This is a genomic window from Psychrobacter sp. L7 (assembly GCF_002810365.1).
Taxonomy (GTDB): Bacteria; Pseudomonadota; Gammaproteobacteria; order Pseudomonadales; family Moraxellaceae; genus Psychrobacter; species Psychrobacter celer.
On sequence record NZ_NEXR01000010.1, the window covers coordinates 217,662 to 243,819 of the forward strand.

The window sequence follows — 26,158 nt, forward strand, 5'->3', positions numbered from 1 at the left end:
CCAAAATACCGCAAAAACCAATATTGATCATAAAAATCGTCCACAAAAAAACCGCCTAAGTTGACTTAAGCGGTTTTTATCATTTTTTAGCATTGAGTGGCGTTGCCTCGCTTGCCTCCTTTAGGCACGCCAAGCATGCGCTGCGGCTTATAGACAGCTTGGCAGATGACGCGCTGGATCAGCGTCACGGGCAGCCATCGCATCTTCGACGCTCAAGCCCAAAGCCTTGGCCACGCCCTCGCCATACGCAGGGTCACACCAATGGCAGTTACGAATATGACGATACTGGATAAAGTCTGGCACGCCTGCCATGTTTCTGGCGGTATTATCAAACAAGACCTGCTGCTGCTCAGCACTCATCAAATGAAACAACGCGCGTGGCTGGCTAAAGTAGTCGCTGTCGTCTTCGCGAAAATCATAGTGCGCCGCATCGCCATCAATCTTTAAGGGTGGCTCGGCATAATCAGGCTGCTCCTGCCACTGGCTAAAGCTGTTTGGCTCATAGTGTGGGCGGCTGCCATAGTTGTCATCGACGCGGCCTTGACCATCACGGTGGTTGCTCATCACAGGACAGCGCGGCTTGTTGACAGGGATCTGTTGATGGTTGACACCGACACGGTAACGCTGAGCATCGGCGTAGTTCACCAAGCGATTTTGGAGCATTCTGTCTGGTGAGACGCTGATACCTGGGACTAGGTTGCTAGGCGCAAACGCAGCTTGCTCGACATCGACAAAATAGTTGTCAGAGTTTTTGTTGAGCTCAAACTCACCCACTTCGATAAGCGGATAATCCCCTTTTGGCCATACTTTGGTCAAGTCAAACGGATGGTAAGGGACGGTATCTGCCTCAGCTTCTGGCATGATTTGCACGTACATTTTCCACTTCGGAAAATCGCCATTTTCGATAGCATCGTACAAGTCTTTTTGATTGCTTTCGCGGTCCATACCGACGACTTCACGAGCTTCGTCATCGGTTAAGTTTTTGATGCCTTGCTGCGTACGGAAATGAAATTTCACCCAATAGCGCTCGCCTGCTTCGTTCCAAAAGCTGTAGGTGTGCGAGCCAAAGCCATGCATGTGTCTGTACGAGGCTGGGATGCCGCGATCACTCATGACGATGGTGACTTGGTGAAAGGCTTCTGGTAATAAAGTCCAAAAATCCCAGTTGTTGGTCGCTGAGCGCATGTTGGTACGTGGATCGCGTTTGACTGCTTTGTTTAAATCTGGGAATTTGCGTGGATCGCGCAAAAAGAACACAGGCGTGTTGTTGCCGACCATGTCCCAGTTACCCTCTTCGGTATAAAACTTCAAGGCAAAGCCGCGAATGTCGCGCTCAGCATCAGCAGCGCCGCGCTCGCCTGCCACAGTACTAAAGCGCGCAAACATCTCGGTTTTTTTGCCCACTTCGCTAAAAATAGCCGCGCGGGTATATTTGCTGATGTCATTGGTCACGGTAAAGGTACCAAACGCGCCTGAGCCTTTGGCGTGCATACGGCGCTCTGGAATCACTTCGCGGACAAAATTGCCAAGCTTTTCATTGAGCCAGATATCTTGAGCCAATAATGGGCCGCGCTTGCCTGCGGTCATGCTGTTTTGGTTGTCAGCGACTGGTGCGCCATTACCCATGGTCAATTGGGTTGGGGCGTAAGGGCATTTTTTATCACTCATGGTCATACTCCTGTAAAAACAAATGAAAGTGCCAAACTTATTCTGAATACGCTTCTAGCAGTATATCTAGAATGCTCGTCAGTTTGTTTGAAAAGCGGTGATCTTTGTTCAGATGAATTTTGTTCATAGTAACCTGCCTGTGCAGTTATCTTACCTAGCCTTTGCTTGATTACTATTACAACCGATTCGGCTTGTTTTGTATAATTAATTAATCACATGATTTCATTTTATTTTACAGAACTATAAGAGGCTTTGCGATAATTGCCATGGTTCTGGCTCTGCTTTGCCTTCGTTAATATGGTCAGCATAGTTGGCATGGTCGCGAATGCGGCGTATATGCTCGCCTACCTACGCTCGCTCACCTTCTTTATACTAGCGCGGCATCGGGCGGATGGTCAGTATTTGTTCGCTACGACCAAAGGGCCCATGCACATCGTGGAGCACAGCACTGGTCAGCCCGATACCATCAGCGCCATACTGCTGTACCGCCTCGATACCGAGCCAGCGACCCTTAGGGACGCGGTGCATGTGGATTTGCAGGTCTGTATTGGGAAACATCCACTCTAGTTTTGACAGCCCTAAACCCAGTCTTGGTACCACGCCATTGGCAGTATCGACCATGCCCAGCAGATGCACCATATCATCAGTGGGTACGCCCTCTACCATCTCGACATCGTTGGTTATCCAAACCATGCCGCGACCTTCTCGGCGATCTGGAGCGGCCACCAAGCGCACACTTTCGATAAAGCCGCCCGGCCAGCCTTTCATATCCTCCCAAGCAGGCAACGTTTCTGGCTTATGCTGTGCTGGTTGATCCTCAATGCCAGCGATGGCGCTGGTGTCTTGCGTCAGCAGTCGCCATGCCCTAGCAATAATGGCATCACGACCACGGCTGCTCATTACCGCCTCGACAAGCTCGATGGTCTTGCCTGGGCGAATACAGCGCGTGGTGATGGTAAACTCATCAAGCGGTATCAGCCCCAAAATATCTAAGCTAATACGAGCGATGCGCATGTTTTTTTGCGGCGCATACCCTTGTAGCTCAGCGCTCAGCACCCCAGTAGCTGGCGCCATATGTTGCTCGTGCTCGTTCCACGCGCCTTGGGCATGCTGCGTCGGCTGATAATGCGCGATACTGACACCCTCTGCCAATGGTTCGCGTTTGACCAGTTTGTAGTACGCTGACATAATTTTCCTTAATATTTTCGATTCTCTTTTTTATTTAAAGCACACTATTTATGACCGCAAACTGTCTGGCTGATCCTGCCTGACTTATCGTCGACGTGTACCTTATATGAGCTTGGTTGGATATGATTTTGATTGGAATAACGTGTTGCCGGATTCGATAAGCATACGTTATTTGCTCAATCGTTGTTTTTGCATGGTCAGCAGTGTGCGACTCTTGACCATGATAAATAGAAAAAACGCCATCACCGCAATCAGTACGCCATACAAGACGCTATAACCCTTTATAAACTGAGCGGTATTGAGTAGCAGCATCAGCACCAAGACGATGGTGACAAAGGTATTGATTTTTAGCTGCTTGTTGATCTCATCTAGCGTGGCTTCTGCTAAGACAAACTTTGTTTTTGGCTGCTGTTGACTCATATCACTTGCCTACTTGAGTGACCGGAATGCGCAGCGCTTTTGGCAGGCTAAACGTCACGTTTTCTTCGATACCCGATAGCTCGCTTGGCAAATCGCCACCCCAGTCTTGTAGCTGCTTTAGCACTTCTTGGATCAGGACTTCCGGCGCTGAGGCACCAGCCGTCACCCCGATACTCTGCACACCCTCCAACCAGCTTTTGTCCATCTCGCTGGCATTGTCTATCAGATACGCACGGCAATCCATACGTTCGGCCAGCTCGCGCAGACGGTTGGAGTTTGATGAGTTTGGTGAGCCAACGACCAACACCACTTCACAGCGGCCCGCCAAGTCTTTGACCGCATCTTGGCGGTTTTGGGTGGCGTAGCAGATATCGTCTTTGCGCGGGCCTTGAATGCTTGGAAACTTATCGCGCAGTGCATCGATGACGCGCGCGGTGTCATCCATCGATAGCGTAGTTTGGGTGACAAACGCTAGGCGCTCAGCATCTTGGACACTGAGTGCAGCCACATCACTTTCGTTTTCGACCAGATGAATCTGACCGCCATGCCCACGGTTAAATCGCCCCATGGTGCCTTCGACTTCTGGATGTCCAGCATGGCCGATCAGCACAGCATCCATGCCCTCTTGTGCAAACTTTGCCACTTCGATATGCACTTTGGTGACGAGCGGACAAGTGGCGTCAAATACCGTCAAATCGCGGCGCTCAGCCTCATCCTCGACCGCCTTTGACACCCCGTGTGCTGAAAAAATAACGATGGAGCCATCTGGCACTTCATCCAATTCTTCAACGAATACCGCGCCGCGATTGGCCAAGTCTGAGACCACAAATTTATTATGTACCACCTCGTGGCGGACATAAATGGGCGGCTCAAAACGTGTCAATGCTTCGTTGACAATCGCAATAGCGCGATCGACACCAGCACAAAATCCCCGCGGATTGGCAAGATAAATTTGCATAAAAAGGCCTATCATTAGATAATTTGTATTTAAGACTATATAAAACGTCTCACAACAGCTTGGATTAAGCTTTGATTGAAGGTTTGGGATAAAACCCATGCGTTACTGTAGCATAATTTGCTTTTATTGCCTTTGAAATTCCCGCGCCGGTCACAGTTAGTACGTAGTAGTCATGTGACTACCGCCTACTGATGGGCAGGGGCTTTATTATGCGTAACGGCCGTTTATCACGGTACCAATCAACCCTGCTATCGCCATAAATGATGGCGATTTTTCTTTTTACCAGCTTTTTATATTTATTAGGGCACTCGCTACTAGGACACACTGTATGACAGGTTCATTATTTATCATCACCGCCGCTTCAGGTACTGGCAAGACCTCACTGGTAAAACAGCTATTGGCTACCACCAATGACTTGACTGTCAGTGTGTCACATACCACGCGCGCGCCGCGTCCAGGCGAGGTCGATGGTCAGCATTATCATTTTACCAATGTCGACAAATTCGTCGCCGCCATCCATGACAATCAGTTTTTGGAGCATGCTGAGGTGTTTGGCAACTACTATGGCACCTCAGAGCAAAGCGTACGGGCGCAGTTAGACGCAGGCGTCGATGTCATCTTAGAGATTGACTGGCAAGGGGCGCTACAAGTCAAAAAAATCTTTACGGACGCGGTGATGATTTTTATTTTACCGCCCAGTATCGACACCCTGCGTCAGCGTCTATCGACACGCGCGCAAGACTCGATGGAGGTCATCGAGCAGCGTTTGGCCGGTGCAGTGGCGGAAATGGCGCAGTACGTCCATTTTGATTATGTGATTATAAATGACAACTTTGAGGTGGCATTGACTGAGCTAAAGGCCATTATCGTCGCTGACAGGCAGACCCTAAGCCGCCAGCAGCAGCGCTACCATCGCACCATCGCCAATCTGCTCGGCACTCAGGCAGACTAAAACGTCAGACAAATTAACGCGTTAAAAGGGCGGCGTGCCAGATTTTGTGATGTAGAGATAAAAAAGCAACGACGCGGCGGGGCAAAAAATGCTATAATATCTAGCTATCCCCCTTTATATATTTTTGATATTATTTTTATTGAGTGGCGGCCATCCTCGCCACTTAATAAAAACAACCGAGGTAGCTATTTATGGCACGAGTGACGATTGAAGATTGTTTAGATAACGTAGATAATCGCTTTGAGCTGATTTTAGTCGCAAGCAAGCGCGCCCGTCAATTGGCCAAAGGTATCGCTGAGCCAATGGTTGATGTCGATAATGACAAACCAACGGTTTTGGCATTACGTGAGATTGCTGCTGGCAAAATCACCCGCGATATTTTAAATCAGCCAGAGCATAACTTTGCAACCAGCTCATTAGACTTAGCCCTGTCAGGTGATCATAGCTTTTAATCTTTAATCATGGTTTGTTAGACCAACCAGATTAAGGCGGGCTATATATGCCCCAAAAGCCGTCATATCATCATGACAAAAGAGACCACAGCATAAGCTGTGGTTTTTTGGTTGTATCAGTTGTAATGACCACTGAGACCCCAAAATATACCACTGAGTGGGAATTTTTAGATTTTTTGCCGCGCGATTTGCTTAGCTGTTGACATTGAATGCGATTTAAGATTAATTAGAAGGTGCACGGCTCTCACTCTCACGTTTTCTATAGCGAGTTCATATTTTGTCAGCCGCCGCTTATCTTGATCGATGATTGAGTGTTATCGCAGTTGCCTAGTCATAAAAAGCAGCCATAAAAACTGGTCATAAAACCCAGTCATCAAATATAGGATCGTCACTTTATGATTCAAACCTTGCCCAAACTCAGTCATCACCTAGTCGATGATGCTCAATATAACTTATTGCGCTCAGTAGGCTACCTCACTGCCGCCGAGCGGCGTGATGTTATTGATGCCTGTGAGTTTGGTGACATCGCCCATATCAAGGATAAGCGCAAATCAGGGGAGCCTTATATCACCCACCCTATTGCGGTCGCTGAGATACTGGCAGGTTTTCGCTTGGATCGAGATACCATCATTGCGGCGATTTTGCATGATACGGTAGAGGACACTGAGGTCAGCGATGAGCAAATCGCTGAGCGCTATGGCAAAGCCGTAGCCAGATTGGTCGATGGCGTCACCAAGCTCAAATCCTCGGCACACAATAAACAAGAAAACAAAGCCGCCACTTTTCACAAGATTTTGACCGCGACCCTCGCAGATCCACGAGTATTGATCATCAAGCTGGCAGATCGCCTGCACAACATGTCGACATTGGATGCGGTACGCCCAGAAAAACAGCGCACCACCGCACAAGAAACGCTGGATTTTTATGTGCCCTTTGCGCGGCTGATGGGTCTCAATGACATCGCCGATTATATCGAGGTACTGTGCTATCGCAATCTTGACTCTGAGATGTACAACAAGCTCTCAGATAAGCTGTTGCAACACGGCTTGGGGCGCAATTTTCAACGAGAAGCCATTCATCGCTATCTGAGTATCGTGTTAAATAACTTAGATCTAAACGGTCTGGTCAAGGTCTTGGACAACCGCGTGGTGATTTACCGACAGTTTTTTCGCAACCGCGGCGAAATCAGTGCGCTATTGCGTCATTATGCGTTTGAAATCGTACTCGACAATATCGAAGCTTGCGATAAGCTCGCCTATTATCTGATCAAAAAATACCAAATCGACGACACCCATATTGCTGATAATATTCGCCGCCCGCTGCCAGGTGGCAATCAGTCGCTGACGCTCATCTACGAGCGCGACAATGACGTGGTCAAAGTCACGATTTTGACCAAGCAAATGCAAAGCGCGGCAAGGCTTGGGGTCATCGGTGCTGAGCACGCCTCTGATGTCAGTCAATCAGTCATTCAAGCGTCCTTGCGTAACATGAAGGACTTGGTCGAAGAAGACAGCTTAAATGATGGCAGTCCTGACTTTTCGGCGGCCGTCTCTACTATTAACGAGCTGATGGATTATCTACACTCTAGCAAAATCATTTGCTATAGCCCCAAAGGCCGAGCCTACGAGCTGCCGCAAGGCGCCACCGCCCTAGACTTTGCTTATGCTGTCGGCCCGATGGTCGGCAACGTCGCTGTCGGTGCCAACATCGATGGCAAAAAAGCCAAACTGGGCACGGTGGTCAAAAATGGCCAACTGGTTGAAATCGAGGTCGACAACCACTCAGAGCCAAAAGCAGAGTGGCTTGGGTTTGTAGCCACCAACAAGGCCCGCGAAGAGATATTGCGCTGGTTTAAGGACTTGTCCGCCGCTGACAAACAGCATCATGGAAAGCAAGCCTTAGATCGCGCGCTTAAGACTTATCAAAAAAGCCTTGACGATCTGACAGACAGCGACTGGAAAAACCTAACTGAATGGCGCGGTTTGACAGAAAAAAACACCTTATTTGAGCAAATCAGCTCTGGCACATTGCTGCCGCAGCTGGTCGTTACCCGTTTATTTAGTGACGAAGTCAACGACCTACACGCGCAAGAGCATAGCGCTGATATGACCCAGCCGCAGCAGCTGATCGTCAACGCCTCAGGGGTTGAGATCAACTTTGCCAACTGCTGTCATCCGATCTACGGCGACCCTATCGTCGGTCATTTATCACGCCACGGTCTGGTCGTCCATCGTCATAAGTGTTTTTCGCTTGATGACATTCGTAAAGACAATCCTTATCAGGTCATTCAACTGCGTTGGCGCAGCGATAAAGCTGTTAACCAAAGCGAGGCGGGCGAGACGGGGATCAAAAATAACGGTAAGGTTCGTTTCCCCGCTTATCTTAAACTCTCTATCGCCTTGAGCGATGAGCAAATCAGTGAAGTGATTTATCACTTGCGCCAGCTCAATATGGGCGTCGAAAAAATCGATGTACGCAGCAGCGATACCATCCTCCATATCGTGGTACGTAGCCGCAACCACTTAGCGCAGGGTATCCGCGAGCTACGCTCATTACTCGGCTTCCCCAATATTATCCGTCTATATCAGCTATAGCACTAAATGGCGGCCAGATGTGTCGCTCTATCGTCGAATCCAAATAAATCAGACACAAGGCTATCAAGTCGTGTTTATATTGGATTGACGATCGCACAAGCAGCTTTTTACGACGTGGCAAATTATAAAACGCGGCGCGATGCTCAGAGGTTTTTAGAAAGCAGTAAACAATGCTAAACTGGGCAGCTTGCAGCAAGACAGTACAGGCTGCCACTGTATGCTCAAAACCCAACTGATAAACCCATCTAACAACAGATAACAAGGATATCCTATGACTCGTCAAACCATCCAAACAGACAAAGCACCTGCCGCCGTTGGCACTTACTCACAAGCCGTCAAAGTTGGCAACACTGTCTATGTCTCAGGTCAGCTGGGTTTTGACCCAGACACCATGGAGCTAAAAGAAGGCTTTGAAGCACAAGCCAAGCAAGTATTTGCCAACCTAAAAGCCGTCTGTGAAGCCGCTGGCGGTAGCTTAAGTGACGTGGTGAAGTTCAACGTTTCTTTGACCGATCTAAGCGACTTTGCCGTGCTCAACGATGTGTTTGCCGCCAACCTAAGCGAGCCATACCCAGCGCGCGCGGCGGTACAAGTCGCCGCTTTGCCAAAGGGCGGCGTGGTTGAGATCGAAGCCATCATGTATATTGAGTAAGCCTACCACTCATATCTGTGTTGTAACGATAAGCTTAGCACCCTGCTAAGCTTATTGGTTTTTAGCAGTGAATAGCTGAATAGAGTCTATTAAATATTCAAATATTTTTGGTTAATGCGGCGTTATTTCGACTTTAATGTCCTAATACTGCCTATAGTCAGTTCACTATAAAAATGTTATAGCAAGGCTGATAGAAATTTTTGCAGCCTCTGTCTGCGTAGGCACAGCACGCCAAAAAATTTTTATCGGCCTTGCTGATCAATAAACGTATGACTCTTTTATTTAGAATCGACTATATGCCGACCATGTAAATCATCGTCTGTGGCAATGACATCTCTCTAATAAGACGGCGACGCCTTTTATGTTGGTACAAGTTGCTCTACCTGTGCCCCTTTACCGGGTATTTGACTATCGCCTGCCAGCAGCTACGCAGGCCACCCCAACCGCTGAGCCTAGCGCGCGTCCAGCAATCGGTAGCCGTGTCGAAGTTCCTTTCGGTCGGCAGACACTTATCGGTATCGTGGTTGCTCATATCGCTGCCGCCGATAGCAGCGTACCACTAAATAAGCTCAAATCTATCTATCGATGCTTGGATGACGAGCCTATCTTAAACGCGGCGATGCTAAAGCTTGCTTACTGGCTGGCACGCTACTATCACTATCCACTGGGCGATGTGTTTGGCGTGATCCTGCCGACGCTGGTGCGTCAAGGCAAGCCGCTAGACCTTTTGATCACGCACTGGCGCATACTGCCGAACATCACTGATGACGACTTTCATCCCAATGCCAAAAAACAAAAACAGCAGTTTGATATGCTCAAATTGCACGGCGAGCGCGGTGCCAGCGAAGACGTTTTATTATTAGAAGGCATGCAGCGGCCTTTTTTAAAGACACTGGAAGAAAAAGGACTCATCGAGCGCTATATCGAGCCAAAACAAGCACCGACGCCTGTCAAACTGGCCAAACTGCCGCTTGATCTCCATGACGAGCAGCAACAGGCGGTCAGCACCATCATCGCCGCTCATAAAGCTGGCCGTTATACTGGTTTTTTATTAAACGGTATTACTGGTAGCGGTAAGACCGAAGTGTATTTACAAGTCATGCAAGCGGTACTTGAAGCGGGCAAACAGGTTTTGATTTTGGTGCCAGAGATTGGCTTGACACCGCAGACGCGCGCCCGTTTTGCCAGCCGTTTTGCCGCAGATATCGTGCTGCTACACTCTGGCATGAACAACACCCACCGCCTGCAGGGCTGGCAAGACTGCCGTACAGGACACGCTCAAATCATCATTGGTACACGCTCAGCAGTGCTCTATCCTTTCGCCGATTTAGGGTTGATTGTCGTTGACGAGGCACATGATGGCTCGTATAAGCAGCAAGACACCCTGCGCTATCATGCCGCAGATGTCGCGCTTTATCGCGGTGTGCAATACAACATCCCCGTCATACTCGGTACCGCCACCCCTTCGCTTGAGCATCTAAAACTGGTCGATGATGGCAAACTCATAGAATGTCAGCTATCGACACGACCAGGCAATGCCAAGCCTGCGCCCATGCAGCTTATCGATGCGCGTCTGCAAAGTACGCACCAGCAGACAACGGACGACGGCGCCCGCTACGATACTGGACTGACAGACGCCATGATTGGGGCAATACGGCAAACCCTAGAAGCTGGCGACCAGGTGCTGGTGTTTTTAAATCGGCGCGGCTACGCACCTGTCTTATTGTGCGAAGCTTGCGGCTGGCAAGCAGATTGTCCACGCTGTGATGCGCATTTAACAGTACACTATAGCCGCCAAAACAGCAGTAATGCCTATCTCAAATGCCACCACTGCGACTGGCAAGCTTATATTCCAGCGGTGTGCCCTGATTGCGGCAGTCAAAACTTGGATGCCAAAGGTATAGGCACGACAAGGCTTAGCGAAAATTTGCACGCGATTTTTGCCAATCCGCAAACCAGCAAAGTCCTATACCCTATCATTCAAATCGATCGTGATACCACAAGGCGCAAAGACAGCTGGGAAAATATTTATCAGCGTATCAATCAAGGTGATCCTGCTATCTTGGTTGGCACGCAGATGGTCGCCAAAGGCCATCACTTTCCAAACGTTACTTTGGTGTGCTTACCCAACGCCGATCGCGGCTTTTTGTCCGCGGATTTTCGCTCGCCTGAGCATACCGCGCAGCTGATGATTCAGGTCGCCGGTCGAGCAGGACGCGGAGACAAGGCAGGACGTGTGTTAATCCAAACGCTACAGCCTGACAACGCGCTACTGCTAAAGCTGGTAAAAGACGGCTACCTGTCATTTGCGCAGGATCTACTACGAGAGCGCAAAATGATGGGACTGCCGCCTTATACCCATGCCGCGCTGATTCGCTGCGAAGGCAAAACCCTAGCCGCCACCATACAAGCGCTCAAAGATGCCATCGCTATCTTGTCCAGTAACCACAATTTGGCCGTGCTCGGGCCCATCGATGCCCCCATGAGCAAAAAAAATAGTCGCTACCATGCCCAGCTACTCCTCATCGCCAAAGAGCGCGGGCAGCTCCACCAAGTACTAAGCCACTGGTGGCAACCCGTACTGGCACTACCCAGCGCTAAATATCTAAAACTGACTTTAGATATCGACCCTGTCGGCTGGTAGGCTGACACCTCAAACTTATCACCGTTTCCTCTTATTGTTCTTAGGCTACCAAACGTATAGTCAATTCAAAATAACATGGTGATAAACTGAAGAGTGCTACTGGAATGAATGTTGCGCAGCCTCTGTGATAACAGCACGCAAGGAAAATTCATACCAGTAGCACGATGTCATTTTTGCAGTGAATCGATTATAGCTTACTGGCTGCCTTTTTACCTCGTCGTTACAGCTTCTAATACTCGACTATGTTAGATTTATTGTTAATCCTTGAAGTTATTTACGATAAATCTTAATAAATTTGAGTAACATTATGAGTCAAGAAGATCCCAGTCATAAGCAAAATAAGCATGTGCCTGCAAGTGAGCATAGTGATGTGCATAAAAATGACGATAGTAACTATACTGCTGACAATCAAGACGCTCATGATCACGACACTCACCTAGAGCAAAACACCGCGCCAAGAGATACCAAAGGCTATCAGCGTACGTTACTGATTAGCTTTGTGATCATCACAGGTTATATGTTTATCGAGGCGATTGGTGGCTTGTTAACTGGCAGCTTGGCGCTACTCTCCGATGCCGGTCACATGCTCAGCGACGCCATCGCCCTTGGTGCGACGTTGATGGCATTTAAAATCGGCGAAAAAGCCGCCACCCATCAAAAGACCTTTGGCTATAAACGCTTTGAGATTATCGTGGCCACCGTCAATGGTGCGACGCTGGTAATTATCGCCTTGATGATTTTTTATGAAGCGATCAAACGTTTTAACTCACCGCCAGAGATTGCCACCCAAGGTATGTTAATCGTCGCCACCATCGGTATGCTGGTTAATATCTTGGTCGCTTGGCTGATGCATCGTGGTAGTAGCGGCAGCGATGGGCACACCCACAGCCATGGAGCAAATGAAGACAAAGTAAATAAAGAAAAGGCAAATAAAGACCATGTAAAAACCAAAAGTGCTGACCCAAAAGAGCCTGTCAACCTCAATATGCAAAGCGCTTACTTGCATGTATTAAGTGATTTGATGGGCTCAGTAGCCGCTATTGTCGCTGCGTTACTGATGATGGGGTTTGGCTGGGTTTGGGCCGATGCCGCAGCGTCGGTGATCGTCGCCATACTTATCTTAGTAAGTGGTTACCGAGTTGTACGTGATTCGGTACATATCTTGATGGAGGGCACGCCAGAAGGCATATCGCTGGTGGATGTCGAAGACAAACTGCTTGCCCATCCACAAGTAAAACAAGTCCACGACCTGCATGTCTGGAGCATCACCAGCGGGCTAAATGCGCTATCTTGCCATGTGGTGGTCGATGGGGATATGAGAATCTCGGATGCCAGCGTATTGATTGCCAATCTTGAGCAAGGTTTGCTTGCGCTTGGTATTCATCACGCCACCATTCAGGTTGAGAGCTTGTCACACCCGCAGACCGGCACCCATAGCGATGCATTGGTCTGCGACATATCAGAGCAGCAAAGCTCTGCGAATAGCCATATCGGGCACAGTCACTAGGGCGTGCCCTCCATTTAATCGACAGTCACCTAAATGGGTTAAAAATAGCTCACTCTGCTTATCACCTACCCATCACCTTCAACCTACCACCGCCAACCCATCTCAACAATTTCTAGCAAAACTTTACTTATCCTATTTAAAAAAATCCTTTTACTGGTGTTTATATGGTTATAATAATTATAAACTGCCATTTTACTGATTGATTTGCCATGGCAGATACACTGAGTTGTATTTTTTTAACCGATTCATTGACGATGTGATCTTATGTCTAGACGTTCCGCGCCCTTTGTCGCCCCAGACTATATTGACAACCCAACGTCAAAAGAGGGCAAAAAACACGCCAAAGTTTTGCTATCGACGCTGCAAGACGATATTGCTCAGTTTCGTGACGAGCAGTTTCCACCTGATATCTTGCGTCAGATCCGCGACATGCCTATTTATGAAGGTAACTTAGCAGAGGTGCAGGCCTACCAGCAGCGTTGGCAGCCCCTACTTGAGCGCGCGATGGCTTTTTATCCTGCAGCCAACCTACCGCCTGATTATCTGCCACTGCCAGCCAGCCTCGAGATACCGCAGTTTATTTATCATGTGCAGCGCCTGCATCTGACCAAAACCCGAGCCAAAGAATCCAAAAGCTTTGGCTCGGTCGGTGCCCTGACTGATAAATGCGGCGATTATAGTGCCGAGGAGACTGCGCGCATGTCAGCAGTATTTGATAACGATGACGAGGCAAGATTAGTGGCGCATCGTGAGTTTATTGACCTACGTGCTTATGTGTTTTGCCGCGATAGTAAGGGTGAGATGATGGAGCCTGAGCGCGTACGCTTTTATCGTACCGGTCTTATCGTCCATGCGTTGCCTGATTTTAAAGTCGTCGATAGCAGACAGACCCCGCGTAAACGCCGTAACGATGCTTACAACAACCCCATCGCCGACAATGGCGTTTGGAAAATTTACCGCAAAAAATAACGCAGGTTTCTGATGTTTTTCTGACCACGTTTTTTATTATGTCTTTGACCTTGCCACTATTTAAGGATACCAGATGTTCGCTGCCGCCGCCGGCTCACCAAATTTGATGTTACAAGCTACAATCTTTTTAGGAGCAGCGCTGCTGTTTGTACCCCTTGGTAAACGATTTGGTATCGCGACAGTTTTAGGGTATCTCATTACTGGTTTGATTTTGGGGCCGAGCGGCTTGGATGTGGCAGGTGATGCTGAGAGCTTGCTGCATTTCTCTGAATTTGGCGTGGTCATGCTGCTGTTTATTATTGGCCTTGAGCTACAACCATCGCGGCTTTGGGCACTACGGCGCTCCATCTTTGTCCTCGGTGGTTTGCAAGTTGGCCTCACTGGCATGCTACTAATGTGGCTTTTGCACCAGTTTTTTTCTTTGGCATTAGATACTGCCTTTATCGTCGGTTTTGGCCTTGCACTCTCCTCCACCGCTTTTGTCTTACAGATACTGACCGAAAAGCAGCAGCTCTCTAGCACTCATGGCCGTGAAGCCTTTACTATTTTATTGTTTCAAGACATCGCCGTCATTCCTTTATTGGCGGTCATTCCGTTTTTGTCAGGGGTGCGCGAGCAAAGCTACGACCTGCTGTATTTTGGTAAAGTGTTTGCCGTATTTGCGGGTCTGATTTTTGCCAGCCGTTATGTGGTACGTCCATTTTTTAAGTTTGTGGCCTCCAGTGGCGCCTCTGAGCTGCTCACGGCGGTGGCGCTTTTCATTGTGATGGGCGTGTCGATTTTGATGGGTCAGATTGGTCTATCAATGGCACTGGGCGCGTTTTTGACGGGCGTATTGCTGGCCGACTCTGAATATCGTCACGAGCTCGAAGCCAGTATCGAGCCGTTTAAAGGCTTGCTTTTGGGCTTGTTTTTTATGTCGGTTGGCATGCTCACAGACGTCAAGCTTATCTTAGCGGAGCCTATTTTTATTATTGGCTGCGCCATTGCGCTGATGGTGATTAAGTTTGCCGTGATTACCGCCATCGCCAAAGTCTCAGGCAATCGCTGGCCGACCAGTATTAGGCTAGGCGTGACACTGGCACAAGGCGGTGAATTTGCCTTTGTCCTCTTTAGCGTGGCAAGCGCCCAAAACGTCTTGCGCCCTGAGCTTGCCAACACCTTAAACCTCATCGTCACCATCTCTATGGCGCTCACACCGTTGGCGTTTTTATTGCTAGAAAAAATCGGCGAGCCATTATTTGCCAAAAGCAAGCCCAGCCGTGAGTACGATGCGATTCCTGATCATGAGCATCAAGTCATCATTGCAGGGTTTGGCCGTGTCGGGCAGATTATCGGGCGCGTACTGCGCATGCACAATATCGAATTTACCGCCATTGAACGCTCAGCCAACCGTGTTGATTTCGTGCGTAAATTTGGTAACCAAGTCTATTACGGCGACCCAAAAAACCCTGAAATCCTCCGCGCTGCTGGCATCAAAAAAGCACGGGTGTTTATATTGGCGATTGACGATTTGGAGCGCTCTATCACCACCGCCCAATATTTGCGCAAAAACTACCCCGATATGATCGTCTTAGCACGAGCGCGGGATCGTCAGCATTATTATCGCTTGCGTGAAGTAGGCGTACGTCATATTTGGCGCGAGACTTACCTGTCGTCGTTAGATATGTCGCGCGAGTCGCTACAGCTGCTGGGCATCTCTCCAGAAAAAGCCCGAGAAACGGTGCAGACATTCCGTGATTACGATGATGACTTGATTGAGCGCCAGCAAGCCATTTATGGCGACGAAGCCAGCCTGATCGAGTCGGCGCAGTCAGCCATGGCAGAGCTTGAGAGTCTATTTGATGAAGATATCGATAAAGCGCGCAAGATGGATTTGACTGACTTTTATGAGGCACTAAAGAGTCAAGCAACGCCTGTCGATGACCAAGATGCCAGCGCCGCTGATTCTAAACCCTAAAGCACTGTCATTATAAACTATTGTCACTCTAAAACATTGTCCTTGACGACTTTGACGACATTGACTGGGATACACGCTCGATAGCACCCCCTTGCTTCGATATCGATGCATCAATCAGCTAGGCAGCTTTTTGGGGCTTGTTTTTTATTGAGTGAGCTGGTGCAAGCCCAATCATCACTATCTGGCAAATGATAAAAGACCAAGGTCTGATCATTGAGGTAGCGCACTGGAAAGCTGACGTTTTGAATGGTCGCAATGATGGCGCAATCGGTATTGGTCACCCCTGGCGCTTGGACTGCGATATGCATGCGCACCTGCTGATCCTCGGTACTAAGCGGCAGATTCACAGGACACTGCCCAGTCTGCTGATAGATCAGCGCCACCCGGTTTTGGGCGTTTTTGGCGATATCATAAGTATCAAACAGCACCGCGTTTTCTTTTGGTTTGGCAACGATAGGCAAAAACTGCACCTTAATCACCAGTAGCGCAAATGCAAAAAACCCAAAGCCAAGCCCCAAACCAAACAAGCTCACGCCGCCTTCTTTTTTTAGGTGCGCCTTTTGCGCCTCCTCATCACGCGGATGGTCATTGATAGCATCCGCAATCTCACGACGCGCCATACGATAATAATAGGCATCCGTCCAGCGCGCCACCATAAACGACCAAAACAGCCAAATAGCCGCGGCAATACCGATACGGGTGGCCATCTGATACGCATCAGGGACATAAGACATCGCCACAAACTCAAACGCCACCAAGACCAGCGCCACATTGAGCTGAATAAACGACCAACCCGCCACACTATAGACAATGGCGTCCATATAGCGCTTGCGGTATAGCAGCCAAGGAAAAGTGATGAAAAATGCCGCCCAGTGCCATTTGGGCGATAAATACCCTTGCTCATCAAATTCCTCAAAGCGCTTTAGATAATAACGCTGGCTACGATGGCCAATAAACCATTTGTCCAGCTGCCTGCGCTTGGCTGCTGTGAGCTGTTCTTGATAAAACGGCGGTGGCGAATCCGTTTCGATAAATAACATGAGAGTACGCTCTAAGTTTTAAAAAATATCAATCGTTATTATATGATAACGCCAACTGCCCTGTATAGAAAACCCGTGTACACCGATTTGACGTCTTTCGATACTTTAATACCCTTTATCATCTCGATAGTCTTTACTATCACTTTTGATGTCACATCTATTCTCATCTCCTACAACTGTATAAAACCGCTAAAAACGTATTGCACATTCACAGTCGCAGCAATATCACTTATAATGACGCCATCTCACTCACCTAATGAAGCACTGCCCATCTTATGAGTCAACATCCTGATAGTAATGACAATCTCACCAGTACGCCAACCACTGATGAGCAAACCCTAATCGACGTCGGCACAGCGAGCGCTGACGTTGATGACAACCAAAGCACGCCTGCCGCGGACAAACACATTCGTATCGTCAATACCTTTATGAAACGACGTACACACATGAACAAAAACGCCGAGCTGGCGTTGACTGCGCCCGAGTTCGCCGATTATTTGGTCAATAACAGCTTTGGCGATGGCGACTTAACTGGCATCCATGACTTGCGCGCGCTATTTGCCGATAGCCCAAATGGCAGTGACGCACCGCTGACCCTAGAGATTGGGTTTGGCTTGGGCGACTCGTTCATCGAGATGGCCGCCGCAGAGCCGGCGCGCAACTTTGTCGGCATCGAAGTCCATGAGCCAGGCATTGGCAAATGCGCCTATATGGCCGGCACCCAAGGCTTGCGTAACGTCAAAATAATCAATGGTGACGCCATCCAACTACTCAAACAGCTACCAGAAAACCATATCGACCGTATTCAGCTGTACTTCCCTGACCCATGGCAAAAAAAGCGCCACTATAAGCGCCGCTTTGTCAGTCCTGAACGCATGGCGATTGTGACACGCAGCCTAACCCAAGGCGGCTGGTTTCATACCGCCACTGACTGGGAGCATTATGCTTTTTGGATGCTGGAGGTACTAGACAACTTTGCTGGCCTCACCAACCAAGCAGGTGCAGGCAACTTTATTGACAGACCAGACTTTCGTCCAATGACCAAATTTGAGCGCCGCGGCATCGCGCGTGGTCATGGCGTCTGGGATTTGATTTATAGCAAAGACTAAAACCAAGCGATTAGAAATCTACTCTTAGATAAAGAGCGATAAAGGCGGCTAACAGATTAGCCGCCTTTTTTATGCGCGGCGCTTTGCCAGCGAAGATGATCAAGAGCGCGGCGGAATGTGACCGATACAGCGGATAAAAACGCGCCTTAACACGGCCGACTAAGTATAAAAAGCTTGCCATACGGTCAACTCAGCGATTCTTGCGACCATTTTGACGGTTTTATTTTTATAACAATAAATATTTTATGGTGTGAAACATCGGCGACACAGACTAATTTTTTGAGAAAAACACACACGTGACATCACAAAATCTGCTTTGATCTTTAAGAAGTCGTAACAAGCGATTTGCGCAAACATTGATGTTACAAGGGCTTGGTGAGTTCTCCCCATAAGCTGTGGATAACCCTGTGTATAAGTCATAACTTGACAAGCAATTCCCTAGATATATTAAAGGGTCAGGTAAAATCGTTCATTTTTTGTACAATTTAAAAACCTTTAAAAATCAACAATTTACGCTTATAGAGAGAAGCTAAAAATTTATTTCTTATATTTTTTAGAAAAATCGAAATCAGAGCCGATGTTTCACAATCAGCGAATTTTTACCGAAGATATATTGTGGACAACTGCAAACCCTATTGACAAACAATACCATTTTCCTATCCAAAATACTTGCTAATTTTGCCAATACTTATATAACTCTAAAAATAATATGCATGCGACAACCGATGTCGTTTAGCATACCTGCACCCTTAGTATGCTATCTAGATTTTGTTATAATATCCTTATCCAATCAACCATACATCCCTAACGCTTAGATAAATGAACAAACGCCTTAATAATGAGAAGGCGCTGCTTGCACAAGGGGTTATATCAAACTTTTATTTACTTTTATCCGTCATTAATTTTACTGTATAGTAGAATGATTGCACTCTCGACATCATCGATACGACATCTTATTCGTCTTGCTAGACACTGGCCGTTGCCTACCATTTGGGGAGCCGTCGGTATATATGGCCCGTAACCTTCCTATTACCCGTATTTTATCTATCATCGAATTTATCGTTTTACACTAATGATTGAAGACAAGGAATCCAGTATGGACGACAATAAAGCCAAAGCTCTCAAAGCCGCACTTGGTCAAATCGAAAAACAATTTGGTAAAAATACCATCATGCAACTAGGCGATGACTCTGCAGTCCTCGATGCCGATGTGGTCTCGACAGGCTCGCTAGGACTAGATATCGCGCTTGGTATTGGCGGCTTGCCAAAAGGCCGTATCATTGAGATTTATGGACCAGAGAGCTCAGGTAAAACCACCATGACGCTACAAGCAATCGCTGAGTGTCAAAAACAAGGCGGTACTTGTGCCTTTATCGATGCCGAGCATGCGCTTGATCCGGTTTATGCGCGTAAGCTTGGGGTCAATACAGATGACCTACTGCTCTCTCAGCCTGATAACGGTGAGCAGGCGTTGGAGATTACCGATATGCTGGTACGCTCAGGAGCGGTCGATATGATCGTGGTCGACTCCGTCGCCGCACTCACGCCGCGCGCTGAGATTGAAGGCGAGATGGGCGACTCACACATGGGTCTACAAGCCCGCTTGATGAGTCAAGCGCTGCGTAAGATCACAGGTAATGCCAAACGCTCTAACTGTATGGTGGTGTTTATCAACCAGATCCGTATGAAAATCGGCGTGATGTTTGGTAGCCCAGAAACCACAACCGGTGGTAATGCGCTGAAATTCTATGCCTCAGTACGTATGGATATTCGCCGTATCGGGGCGGTCAAAAACGGTGATGAAATCATCGGCAACCAAACCCGTGTCAAAGTTATCAAAAATAAAATGGCACCACCCTTCCGCCAAGCTGAGTTTGAAATCACTTATGGCGAAGGCACCAATCACCTAGCAGAGGTCATCGACTTAGGTGTCGAAATTGGCGCTGTGGGTAAAGCAGGCTCTTGGTACAGCTATGGCGATGAAAAAATCGGTCAGGGTAAAGCCAACTCTGTGCTTTTCTTAAAAGAAAACCCTAGTATTGCTCAAGAAATCGAAGATAAGATCCGTGAAGAAAAGCTTGGTAGCAAAAAAGACGCCAAAGACACTGACGCCTCTCAAAAAGATGAAAACCTAGCGCCTGAGCCAGTACAATAACGGCACGCTTATTTATCGTTATGATTGATTATGAACATTAAAACCTTAGCTGAAATACTCGCTGAATCGGACGCCGACTCAGCGAGCGCCCCTACTAGCAAGTTCAAAAAAACCTCTAAAACCTCTAAAACCTCTAAAACCTCTAAAACCTCTAAAACCTCTAAAACCTCTAAAACCTCTAAAACCTCTAAAACCTCTAAAACCTCCCAAACGCCCAAAGCGCTCAGATCGCCTCATGCAGCACGGGTCGATAAAAATACGTCTCAGAAGTCAGCGTCTACAGCCAAACGTAAAAGACGTGAAAAACGCTTTCATCCAGCCGCGAGCTATAGCCCTGAACCTAACGACGCACCTGCGTATCAGCCACCAAAAGCGCAAAGTATCAAAGAGATGCTGGCCGAGGTAAAGCATCATATTCATGGTCATTCGGACGATAGCGCCTCTACCAACACCGCTGATAGCGATGCACGTATAGAGGGTGTAGATTATTTAGAGAGCACAGAAGGCTCAGCGCCACTGCTTGGCCCTAAAGCCGTCCATCGTTACGATACAGACGCGCAAGCGGACAACTTACCTGCTGCTCTAAAAGCGTACCTTCGCACCCCTGAACAAAGGCAAGCCGAGATTGACGCTATCAAGGCAGAGAGTCGCCTGCGCTGGCTGGCTTTTTATTATCTGTCGCGCCGTGAGTACGGTAAAGCAGAGCTAAAGCAAAAACTGCTCGATAAGGAGCAAGACCCAGACAAGATTGATGCCTTACTCGATGAGTTTGAGAAAAAAGGCTATCAAAGTGATTACCGCACCACCCTCATGCTCATCCGTGAAAACATCCGTAAAGGACGGGGTCGCGGCCGCATCAAGCAAGCATTTTATCAAAAAAAAATAGTCATGCCAGACAACATCGATGAGCTGATCGATATGGCAAATGCAGAGTCTGAGGAATTTAGCGAATTTGTCGAGGATGGTGATGACAATCTGGTCGAAGGCGTTGACTGGCTAAAGCTGGCGGTGACCGCTCGCACCAAAAAATACGGCAATACCTTGCCCCGTGAGCCAAAAGACAAGGCTCGTCAATTACGGTTTTTGCAGTATAGAGGCTTTAAAAGTGACATCTGCTTTGCCGCCCTTGACTACACACTTGAGACATTAGATGAGCGATTTTAACCGTGACTCATCTAACACTCAGATACCTATTAATAATAGCCAAGCACTTTCCACCATATCATACCTGCCCCTATCCAAATCACCAGATTGACCACACTCATAATAGCGCCGATGCCCCACCACTCTTTTAAGGTCACATACCCTGAGTTAAAGATGACGGGGGCGGTGCCGGTCGCATAATGGGTGAGGGTCATCATAATGTTGCCCGCTGCTGCCAAAATCAGCGCATATAGCATGGGCGGCGCTCCTAAGCTCAGCCCGACGGCATAAAAGGCGGCAAATAAAGCGGTAATATGCGCAGTCGTACTTGCAAAGAAGTAATGAATGTACAAATACACCAGCGTCAAAACCGCCACGGCACCTACCCAGCCTAGACCTGTCGTACCAATCATCGCTTCAATATTATCAGAAAACCAGCGAATCAAGCCAAGCTCATTCAGATAAGCGGCCATCATAATCAAGGCACCAAACCAGATGATGGTATCCCAAGCAGATTTTTCTTTGAGAATATCCTCCCACGTCAGCACCCCAGTCAATATCAAGGTCGTCAGACCGATAAAAGCTGTCGTCGTGGCATCGACGCTGTATTGCTCACCCAATAGCAGCGCCGGTATATTAGCCCAGAGTAGTAGCATCAGGCCAAACACACCGAGCATGATTTTTTCTTGGCGGCTAATGCTACCCATGTCTGCCAAATTGTCTTTTGCAAAACCTTTAGCGTCGGGCGTGACTTTGACATCAGGTGGATAGATCAGATAAATCACCAAGGGCATCACCACCAAGCACAGAATGCCCGGCACAAACATCGCCACCGCCCACGTTGTCCACGACAGCTGAATGTTGCCGCCTGTGGCTTTATTTACCAGGTCTACCACTAAAGGGTTGGGCGCGGTCGCGGTGATAAACATCCCTGAGGTAATCGGATTGGCGTGGTAATTGACCATTGCCAGATAGCGACCAATTTTATTTTGCGTGCCTTCCTCTGGCGTTGAATGAAAGCTTTGGGCGATAGATTTCATAATAGGATGAATAATACCGCCACCACGCGCGGTATTCGACGGCGTGATAGGCGCTATCATCAGCTCAGCCGCCGTCAATGAGTACGCGACTCCGATGGTTTTTTTGCCAAAGATAGAAATAAAATAATAAGCAATGCGGCGACCAAGACCAGTCTTGATAAGGCCGCGCGATATCATTACTGCGATACCAATCAACCATATCAGCGGGCTTGAATAGCTAGAGAGCGCATCATTGATGGCTTGTTTTGGGCTGTCACTGGTCACACCCGTCAAAGCCACGAGCGTCACGGCGATGACCGCTATCGCCCCGATGGGTAGCACTTTACCAATAATGGCAACGATGGTGGCGATAAATAAAGCCAGCATGTGCCATGCTTCAGGGGTGACGCCCATCGGTACAGGAATGACAAACCAGATGATAAGACCTACGACGATGGCAATAGCGGCTTGGATCGGCTTAAACGGCATGCGTCAGTATCCTATGCAGTGGCTGATACCCTCATCTTATAAGATTACCAGCACCATTGTGCATTTGTTCACCATTTTTAACATATCTATGTAGCATGTATTGTTGAAGTCCTCACAACAAAAAAGAGCACGCTACACAAACGTGCTCTTTTGACCGCTATCAGCTGTCTGCGTAAGTAGCGGCAGACTACACAGCTAAAGGTAGCTATAACACAGACATGGGGCCATTATCGTAAAGTACCTAAACGGTTGGACAAATGGCTGATGATTTGATCAATCTCTTCGTTAGCCTCCGCTTCGGTATCTAAGTTACCTTTGGGGGTAAGCTGATTTACGACTTCAGGTAGCAGCTCTGCAATGCCTTGGCGCACCTCGGCTTCGTTGGCACCAGTATGCGCTGCCACTTGTTGAATCTCACTTTCATCAAACAACCGATTGACATCGTTTGGATCGAGGTTTTCGTTGTCTTGCTGATTGCTCATCCAAGAGCGTGCTTGGTTTTCATAGCCCATGCCCGTGATTTTGGATAATGCACCGCTCAGACCACCATTACGCTTGATCCAGCTAAGCACCATGGGCATAAGCGCGGCGATAAGCATGCCTTTACCGCCAAAGCCGCTTTGACTGCGCTGACCACCCAGTACGCTTCCTAAGATATCACCCAAACCACCAGCGCCTGCGCTGACACCACCACGCGGCGCGCCGCCAGTAAGACCGTCGATGATATCATCTAGGCCAAAGCCATTATCTGGCTGACGATCGTGTTGACGCGGATTATAGCCACCTGCCTGACTGCCTCCCAGCACGCTTCCTAAGATATCACCCAGACCGCCTGTCCGCCTTGTATCAACCCGCTGATTGACTGGGTTATGCTGGGCGTCGGCAGGATTCATGGCTTGACGAGCCACCTGACTGACTAAATTCCCTAATAAACTCATATTTTTCTCCTTTTTTATCATTATCGTGGTCTAGCACATTGTTTTTTTAGCCGTTATTTATCGGTAGCCATTTTTTAACGCCGCTGCCTCACAACATACATTATCACCATAACTTTTATAACCATACTTTCTACAACAGTGTTGTTATAGTCAGCTCAAAGCAAAACTGTCATAAGTTTAAACGCGCTACTGGTATAATTTTTACTTGCGTGCTGCGTCCCCAGAGGCTGCGAAAAATTCATCCCAGTAGCGCTATAACACTTTTAAAGTCTATCGACTATAGTTAGTTGTCAATTAATAGTGATATTAATATAGCAAGCTTTTTCGCTGATCGAGATAGGTATTTTGTTATGACATGTAGGCGCTTGTAAGCCTGTACATCGCTACCAAGGGAAAAGAAGATAAGTATTTAGACCGTATTGCCCGTGCTCATATTGGCCAAAACATTTAGCTCTCGCCACTGCTCGGGGCTGACTTGATCGCGAAAAACTGTCACGGCCAACGAACGATGATAAGGCTCGATGATGTCGAATTCAAAACTGAGCGCCCACTCAAAACGGTGAATGGCTTGTAGATTTGCCAACCATAAGCCCTCCCCCTGCGCCGTACGCATCAACAGCTGCCAGTATTGATCAAGGCGCTGACTCACTGGCGGCTGGCTTAGATGTAGCAGGATCGGCCGCGATACGGTCAAATAACCAAGCACGGCGGCTGTCACCACTAAGACCAGCACGTACTGCCAAAGCGCCAAAGACGCTAATAAACCAAGCCCTATCATGATGCTTGCTAAGCTCAGATATAACAGCAAACGCAATCGGCTCCTAGGCTCGATAGCAGTATCAATACGCAGGGCAGTTATCGAATCCATGATATCGCGGTAATCTCATAAGGTGTGTGATAGCGAATTAGGGCATCAACTCTTTGGTATGACGCCATGTTTTAATTTTATTGACCAGCGCCCAGATATCGTCGCTCTCTGGGCGGTTTTGGTTGGTAAAATAATCCAATAAGTCCGGGTCTTCGTGGGTGAGCATTTCGGCAAAGGTCGCCTGTTCAGCAGCATCTGCGGTCAAATACTGTTCCTTGACGTAAGGGTCGATATAAAAATCCAGCTCTTTTAGGCCGCGGCGAGCTTGATAGATGACGCGGCGCTGCTCATTGGTTGGCTCAGGTTGCTTGTTTGCAGATATGCTCATAGGAAACGCCTCATAGCTAGTAGGTACATTATTTAGTAGATTGATAGTGATGGTTGTTGGTCGTAATGACAGAGGTTTGATGATACTCGGTTAATTGCTGCCAGAGCGCGGCCGCTTGCTGCATCATCGCTACATTATGAGTACGGATGATACTCGCGCCTTGCTGCAATGCCAACAATCCAGCCGCCGTACCGATCGCATCGCGCTCGCTCGCTTGCGTAGTGGCAACTGCTGGTACACCGCTCTTAGTGAGTACCTGTGCCAAAAAACGCTTACGCGAGATACCAAACATCAATGGCAAACCAAGCGTTTGTAACTTATCAAGCTGGGTCAATAGTGCACAATGATGCTCGTAATCTTTTGCAAAACCAAAGCCTGGATCGATGATGAGGTTTTCACGCTTCACGCCAGCACAGGTCACCTCTTCAATACGAGCAAGCAGCTCGCGACTGACATCACCGATTACCTCGTCATATTGCGCCAACTCATTCATGGTCGTGGGCTCGCCGCGCATGTGCATCAGCATCACCGGTATATCAAGTGCTGCTGCTAATTGGGCTGCACCCTCACGTCTGAGCGCGCGTACATCATTCCAAATATCAGCGCCTGCATCAAACGCTGCTTGCATCACCGTCGGGCTACTGGTATCGATCGACAGCCAAATATCCTGACCCATCTCACCTAACTGCTGACGAATGACTGTCACCACTGGCACCACACGCTGCACTTCTTCATCCGTCGCTACAGGCGCGGCATTTGGACGGGTAGATTCGCCGCCGATATCGATAATCGTCGCCCCTTCATTTATCAGCTGTTTACAATGCTGCAGCGCTTTATCTGCCGCGGTAAACTGACCACCATCTGAAAACGAGTCTGGCGTCACATTTAATATTCCCATCACCTGCGGCTGCGATAGATCCAAAACTTTGTTGCGGCTGCGAATGCGATAAGTCGGTAAAGGCTGAAACAATGACATAGGCCATCCATTATCAATAAAAGGAGCTAAAAAAGGGGTAATCGGTATTGGCGATCGTTTGCTTATGATACCAGTAAATCCCATACGGTTCTAAATTCTGAATAAAATACGAGCCATAAAAAAGCCCTT

21 protein-coding genes are annotated in these 26,158 nt (G+C 48.2%); 11 read left to right on the forward strand and 10 right to left on the reverse strand.

Annotation, left to right across the window (positions count from 1 at the left end):
- Positions 1 to 147: 147 nt before the first annotated feature.
- The 4 genes from CAP50_RS10625 to ispH all read right to left on the reverse strand — a co-directional run bounded on the left by CAP50_RS10625 (position 148) and on the right by ispH (position 4,234).
- A complete protein-coding gene (locus tag CAP50_RS10625; protein ID WP_274539914.1) occupies positions 148 to 1,674 on the reverse strand; it encodes a catalase in 1,527 nt (508 codons plus the stop codon).
- 366 nt (positions 1,675 to 2,040) lie between these two features.
- Complete coding sequence (locus tag CAP50_RS10630) at positions 2,041 to 2,856, reverse strand: thioesterase family protein (RefSeq protein WP_100749973.1); 816 nt, start codon at positions 2,854 to 2,856, stop codon at positions 2,041 to 2,043.
- A gap of 168 nt (positions 2,857 to 3,024) precedes the next feature.
- Positions 3,025 to 3,276 (reverse strand): hypothetical protein, encoded by a 252-nt coding sequence (locus CAP50_RS10635; RefSeq protein ID WP_075100476.1) that lies wholly within the window; start codon positions 3,274 to 3,276, stop codon positions 3,025 to 3,027.
- Between the two features lies 1 nt (position 3,277).
- Entirely contained in the window at positions 3,278 to 4,234 is a 957-nt protein-coding gene (ispH, locus tag CAP50_RS10640) for a 4-hydroxy-3-methylbut-2-enyl diphosphate reductase (RefSeq protein ID WP_075100475.1), read from the reverse strand.
- 328 nt (positions 4,235 to 4,562) lie between these two features.
- On the opposite strand from ispH, the gene gmk reads away from it, so the two are divergent.
- The 8 genes from gmk to CAP50_RS10680 all read left to right on the forward strand — a co-directional run bounded on the left by gmk (position 4,563) and on the right by CAP50_RS10680 (position 15,964).
- The gene (gene gmk, locus CAP50_RS10645; RefSeq protein WP_100749974.1) at positions 4,563 to 5,186 is read left to right on the forward strand and encodes a guanylate kinase; all 624 of its coding nucleotides are present in this window, start codon (positions 4,563 to 4,565) and stop codon (positions 5,184 to 5,186) included.
- Between the two features lie 191 nt (positions 5,187 to 5,377).
- A complete protein-coding gene (gene rpoZ, locus CAP50_RS10650) occupies positions 5,378 to 5,638 on the forward strand; it encodes a DNA-directed RNA polymerase subunit omega (protein ID WP_068403827.1) in 261 nt (86 codons plus the stop codon).
- Between the two features lie 395 nt (positions 5,639 to 6,033).
- Entirely contained in the window at positions 6,034 to 8,232 is a 2,199-nt protein-coding gene (locus tag CAP50_RS10655) for a RelA/SpoT family protein (RefSeq protein ID WP_100749975.1), read from the forward strand.
- 271 nt (positions 8,233 to 8,503) lie between these two features.
- Positions 8,504 to 8,884, forward strand: a complete 381-nt coding sequence (locus tag CAP50_RS10660; RefSeq protein WP_075100471.1) for a RidA family protein — start codon at positions 8,504 to 8,506, stop codon at positions 8,882 to 8,884.
- A 361-nt stretch (positions 8,885 to 9,245) separates the two neighbouring features.
- Positions 9,246 to 11,528: a primosomal protein N' gene (locus CAP50_RS10665; protein ID WP_100749976.1), complete on the forward strand. Its 2,283-nt coding sequence runs from the start codon at positions 9,246 to 9,248 to the stop codon at positions 11,526 to 11,528.
- A gap of 307 nt (positions 11,529 to 11,835) precedes the next feature.
- Positions 11,836 to 13,035: a cation diffusion facilitator family transporter gene (locus tag CAP50_RS10670; protein WP_100749977.1), complete on the forward strand. Its 1,200-nt coding sequence runs from the start codon at positions 11,836 to 11,838 to the stop codon at positions 13,033 to 13,035.
- Between the two features lie 264 nt (positions 13,036 to 13,299).
- Entirely contained in the window at positions 13,300 to 14,004 is a 705-nt protein-coding gene (locus tag CAP50_RS10675) for a hypothetical protein (protein WP_075100468.1), read from the forward strand.
- A 73-nt stretch (positions 14,005 to 14,077) separates the two neighbouring features.
- On the forward strand, positions 14,078 to 15,964 hold the full coding sequence (locus tag CAP50_RS10680; RefSeq protein ID WP_075100467.1) for a monovalent cation:proton antiporter-2 (CPA2) family protein: 1,887 nt from the start codon (positions 14,078 to 14,080) through the stop codon (positions 15,962 to 15,964).
- 110 nt (positions 15,965 to 16,074) lie between these two features.
- Here CAP50_RS10680 and CAP50_RS10685 read toward each other — a convergent pair whose 3' ends face one another.
- Entirely contained in the window at positions 16,075 to 17,004 is a 930-nt protein-coding gene (locus CAP50_RS10685) for a DUF2628 domain-containing protein (RefSeq protein WP_100749978.1), read from the reverse strand.
- A gap of 275 nt (positions 17,005 to 17,279) precedes the next feature.
- Here CAP50_RS10685 and trmB point away from each other — a divergent pair, with 275 nt between their 5' ends.
- The 3 genes from trmB (at position 17,280) to CAP50_RS10700 (ending at position 21,432) form a co-directional block, all read left to right on the forward strand.
- Entirely contained in the window at positions 17,280 to 18,113 is an 834-nt protein-coding gene (trmB, locus tag CAP50_RS10690; RefSeq protein ID WP_100749979.1) for a tRNA (guanosine(46)-N7)-methyltransferase TrmB, read from the forward strand.
- A gap of 1,096 nt (positions 18,114 to 19,209) precedes the next feature.
- Positions 19,210 to 20,268 carry a recombinase RecA gene (gene recA, locus CAP50_RS10695; protein ID WP_100749980.1) on the forward strand — a complete coding sequence of 353 codons (1,059 nt, stop codon included), beginning with the start codon at positions 19,210 to 19,212 and terminating at the stop codon, positions 20,266 to 20,268.
- A gap of 30 nt (positions 20,269 to 20,298) precedes the next feature.
- Entirely contained in the window at positions 20,299 to 21,432 is a 1,134-nt protein-coding gene (locus CAP50_RS10700; protein WP_100749981.1) for a regulatory protein RecX, read from the forward strand.
- Positions 21,433 to 21,461: 29 nt separating this feature from the next.
- On the opposite strand, the gene CAP50_RS10705 is transcribed toward CAP50_RS10700, so the two are convergent.
- From CAP50_RS10705 to folP, 5 genes are all read right to left on the reverse strand, one after another.
- Entirely contained in the window at positions 21,462 to 22,919 is a 1,458-nt protein-coding gene (locus CAP50_RS10705) for an anion permease (RefSeq protein ID WP_100749982.1), read from the reverse strand.
- A 227-nt stretch (positions 22,920 to 23,146) separates the two neighbouring features.
- Positions 23,147 to 23,857 (reverse strand): YidB family protein, encoded by a 711-nt coding sequence (locus tag CAP50_RS10710; protein ID WP_100749983.1) that lies wholly within the window; start codon positions 23,855 to 23,857, stop codon positions 23,147 to 23,149.
- A gap of 409 nt (positions 23,858 to 24,266) precedes the next feature.
- Complete coding sequence (locus tag CAP50_RS10715; RefSeq protein ID WP_100749984.1) at positions 24,267 to 24,725, reverse strand: hypothetical protein; 459 nt, start codon at positions 24,723 to 24,725, stop codon at positions 24,267 to 24,269.
- 37 nt (positions 24,726 to 24,762) lie between these two features.
- Entirely contained in the window at positions 24,763 to 25,053 is a 291-nt protein-coding gene (locus CAP50_RS10720; protein WP_172953120.1) for an FAD assembly factor SdhE, read from the reverse strand.
- Positions 25,054 to 25,081: 28 nt separating this feature from the next.
- On the reverse strand, positions 25,082 to 26,029 hold the full coding sequence (gene folP / locus CAP50_RS10725) for a dihydropteroate synthase (protein ID WP_100749985.1): 948 nt from the start codon (positions 26,027 to 26,029) through the stop codon (positions 25,082 to 25,084).
- Between the last annotated feature and the right edge of the window lie 129 nt (positions 26,030 to 26,158).

What these genes read in the sequence shown, in the direction of transcription:
- CAP50_RS10680 (WP_075100467.1), top strand. Translation starts at nt 14,078, where the DNA reads ATGTTCGCTGCCGCCGCCGGCTCACCAAATTTGATGTTACAAGCTACA.
- folP (WP_100749985.1), bottom strand. Translation starts at nt 26,029, where the DNA reads ATGTCATTGTTTCAGCCTTTACCGACTTATCGCATTCGCAGCCGCAAC.
- CAP50_RS10660 (WP_075100471.1), top strand. Translation starts at nt 8,504, where the DNA reads ATGACTCGTCAAACCATCCAAACAGACAAAGCACCTGCCGCCGTTGGC.
- CAP50_RS10700 (WP_100749981.1), top strand. Translation starts at nt 20,299, where the DNA reads ATGAACATTAAAACCTTAGCTGAAATACTCGCTGAATCGGACGCCGAC.
- CAP50_RS10720 (WP_172953120.1), bottom strand. Translation starts at nt 25,053, where the DNA reads ATGAGCATATCTGCAAACAAGCAACCTGAGCCAACCAATGAGCAGCGC.
- CAP50_RS10715 (WP_100749984.1), bottom strand. Translation starts at nt 24,725, where the DNA reads ATGGATTCGATAACTGCCCTGCGTATTGATACTGCTATCGAGCCTAGG.
- CAP50_RS10625 (WP_274539914.1), bottom strand. Translation starts at nt 1,674, where the DNA reads ATGACCATGAGTGATAAAAAATGCCCTTACGCCCCAACCCAATTGACC.
- CAP50_RS10665 (WP_100749976.1), top strand. Translation starts at nt 9,246, where the DNA reads ATGTTGGTACAAGTTGCTCTACCTGTGCCCCTTTACCGGGTATTTGAC.
- recA (WP_100749980.1), top strand. Translation starts at nt 19,210, where the DNA reads ATGGACGACAATAAAGCCAAAGCTCTCAAAGCCGCACTTGGTCAAATC.
- CAP50_RS10635 (WP_075100476.1), bottom strand. Translation starts at nt 3,276, where the DNA reads ATGAGTCAACAGCAGCCAAAAACAAAGTTTGTCTTAGCAGAAGCCACG.
- CAP50_RS10630 (WP_100749973.1), bottom strand. Translation starts at nt 2,856, where the DNA reads ATGTCAGCGTACTACAAACTGGTCAAACGCGAACCATTGGCAGAGGGT.
- CAP50_RS10670 (WP_100749977.1), top strand. Translation starts at nt 11,836, where the DNA reads ATGAGTCAAGAAGATCCCAGTCATAAGCAAAATAAGCATGTGCCTGCA.
- CAP50_RS10675 (WP_075100468.1), top strand. Translation starts at nt 13,300, where the DNA reads ATGTCTAGACGTTCCGCGCCCTTTGTCGCCCCAGACTATATTGACAAC.
- CAP50_RS10710 (WP_100749983.1), bottom strand. Translation starts at nt 23,857, where the DNA reads ATGAGTTTATTAGGGAATTTAGTCAGTCAGGTGGCTCGTCAAGCCATG.
- trmB (WP_100749979.1), top strand. Translation starts at nt 17,280, where the DNA reads ATGAGTCAACATCCTGATAGTAATGACAATCTCACCAGTACGCCAACC.
- rpoZ (WP_068403827.1), top strand. Translation starts at nt 5,378, where the DNA reads ATGGCACGAGTGACGATTGAAGATTGTTTAGATAACGTAGATAATCGC.
- gmk (WP_100749974.1), top strand. Translation starts at nt 4,563, where the DNA reads ATGACAGGTTCATTATTTATCATCACCGCCGCTTCAGGTACTGGCAAG.
- CAP50_RS10655 (WP_100749975.1), top strand. Translation starts at nt 6,034, where the DNA reads ATGATTCAAACCTTGCCCAAACTCAGTCATCACCTAGTCGATGATGCT.
- CAP50_RS10705 (WP_100749982.1), bottom strand. Translation starts at nt 22,919, where the DNA reads ATGCCGTTTAAGCCGATCCAAGCCGCTATTGCCATCGTCGTAGGTCTT.
- CAP50_RS10685 (WP_100749978.1), bottom strand. Translation starts at nt 17,004, where the DNA reads ATGTTATTTATCGAAACGGATTCGCCACCGCCGTTTTATCAAGAACAG.
- ispH (WP_075100475.1), bottom strand. Translation starts at nt 4,234, where the DNA reads ATGCAAATTTATCTTGCCAATCCGCGGGGATTTTGTGCTGGTGTCGAT.